This is a genomic window from Kineococcus glutinatus, from assembly GCF_039542765.1.
GTDB classification, from domain to species: Bacteria; Actinomycetota; Actinomycetes; order Actinomycetales; family Kineococcaceae; genus Kineococcus_A; species Kineococcus_A glutinatus.
On the sequence record NZ_BAABIL010000808.1, the window covers coordinates 1 to 2,500 of the forward strand.

General features: G+C 75.0%; 1 protein-coding gene. It reads left to right on the forward strand.

All coding sequences use genetic code 11. From position 1 onward, the window contains the following. Positions 1-427 precede the first annotated feature (427 nt). Positions 428-2,500: rhamnogalacturonan lyase (locus ABEB16_RS21630; RefSeq protein WP_425560291.1), on the forward strand; the 2,073-nt coding region annotated here is incomplete at its 3' end.

The following is a 2,500-nucleotide window of genomic DNA, read 5'->3' on the forward strand; positions in this document are numbered from 1 at the left end:
GCCCGGCCGGCGCGGGCCAGGACGCCCCCGGTGGCCGGCTCGACCACCTCGATCGTCCCGCCGCCCCCGGCCCGCCAGCCGTCGCTCTTGATCCGCTCCTGCCAGGAACCCGGGCCCAGCAGGGGACCGGTGGGGGCGGCGGTGGTCGCCTCGACGGCGGTGTCCTGGGCCACGGTGTCTCCCTCGACGGTGGTGGGTGCGCCCCTCGCGCGTGCGGCGGGCAACGGCATGAGAACACCCCGGCGCGCCGGTGGCAGCAGCGACTTCCGCTGGTCGGAAGCTCGGGGTCCACCGTGCGTGCGGCCCCGCGCCGTGCCCCGGTGCGTGACGCGGACGGGGCCGTCAGGGTGACGCGGCGTGCGCCGGGCGGGTGGTGGGCGAGCACGGTGCCCGGCGCTGTGTAGCGCTGGGTGATTGTCTCGTCACCGTGAAATCCCACCTCGAGCTCACCAGCCCGGCCGCCGCGGCGACCCCCGCCCCGGCCACCGCCACCGGTCGCCGGTCCCGCGCCGCCCTCGCCTGCCTGGTGACCGGCGCGGTCCTGGCGGCGCCGGCCGTGAGCGCGAGCGCCGACCCGGCCGCGTCCTCGCAGGTCGCAGCCTCGACGACGGCCGTCACGCCGACCGCCACCGTGGCGGGCCGGCAGCTGGAGCGCCTCGACCGCGGGGCCGTCAGCGTCCGCTCCGGCGCCGGCAACCTGGTGACCTGGCGCCTGCTGGCCACCGACCCCTCCGACGTCGCCTTCGACGTCTACCGCGGTACGACGCGCCTCAACGCCGAACCGCTGACCGGGGCGACGAACTACTGGGACGGCGGTGCCGCCGCCGACGCCACGTACACCGTGCGCGCCGTCGTCGACGGCGTGGCGCAGGCGGCCTCGGCCCCGGCCCTGCGCTTCGCCGAGGGCTACCTCGACGTGCCGCTGCAGGTCCCCGCGGGCGGCACCACGCCCGACGGGGTGGCCTACACGTACTCGGCCAACGACACCAGCGTCGGTGACGTGGACGGCGACGGGCAGTACGAGTTCATCGTCAAGTGGGACCCGAGCAACGCCAAGGACAACTCCCAGGGCGGCTACACCGGCAACGTGCTGCTCGACGCCTACCGGCTCGACGGCACCCGGCTGTGGCGCATCGACCTCGGCCGGAACATCCGCGCCGGCGCGCACTACACCCAGTTCCAGGTCTACGACTACGACGGCGACGGGCGCGCCGAGGTCGCGGTGAAGACCGCCGACGGCACAGTGGACGGCGCCGGTGCGGTGATCGGCGACGCGCAGGCCGACCACCGCACCGCCAAGGGCTACGTCCTGTCGGGACCGGAGTTCCTCACCATGTTCGACGGGCTCACCGGCGCGGCGCTGGACACCGTGGCCTACGTCGCCGCGCGGGGCACCGTGTCCGCGTGGGGCGACAGCTACGGCAACCGCGTCGACCGGTTCCTCGCCGCCACCGCCTACCTGGACGGCCAGCGCCCCAGCCTCGTCGAGGCGCGCGGCTACTACAGCCGCACCGTCCTCACCGCCTGGGACTTCCGCGACGGCAGGTTCACCCAGCGCTGGCGCTTCGACACCGACACGCCGGGCAACGGGGGCTACGCCGCCCAGGGCAACCACAGCCTCTCCGTCGCCGACGTGGACGCCGACGGCAGGGACGAGGTCGTCTACGGGTCGATGGCCGTGGACGACACCGGCCTGGGCCTGTGGAACACCGACAACGGCCACGGCGACGCCATGCACGTCGGTGACCTGGACCCCGCCCGCCCCGGCCTGGAGGTGTTCAAGGTCGACGAGAGGACGAGCAGGCCGTCGTCCTGGATGGCCGACGCCCGCACCGGGCAGGTCCTGTGGTCCACCCCCGGCGGGTTCGACAACGGGCGCGGGGTGTCCGCCGACATCTGGGCCGGCAGCCCCGGTGCGGAGTCGTGGTCCTACGGCGCCGACGGCATCCAGGACACCACCGGCCAGGTCGTCGGGCGCCGGCCGTCGTCGATGAACTCCCTCGTCTGGTGGGACGGCGACCCGGTGCGCGAACTGCTCGACCGCACCCGCATCGACAAGTACGGCCCGCAGGGCGAGACCCGGCTGCTCACCGGCACGGGTGTCTCGGCCAACAACAGCACCAAGGCCAACGCGGCGCTGTCCGGTGACGTCCTCGGCGACTGGCGGGAGGAGGTCGTCTGGCGCACGTCCGACAGCTCCGCCCTGCGCATCTACACCACGCCCCACCCCACCGAGCTGCGCCTGACGACCCTCGTGCACGACGCGCAGTACCGCACGGCCCTCGCGTGGCAGAACTCCGGCTACAACCAGCCCCCGCACCCCAGCTTCTTCCTCGGGGACGGCGCCGGCGTGACGCCGACGCCGACGCCGACCCCGACGCCGACCGCGACGCCGACCGCGACGCCGACCGCGACGCCGACCGCGACCGCGACGCCGACCGCGACGCCGACGAGCGCGCCGACCAGTGCGCCGACCAGTGCGCCGACGAGCGCGCCGACC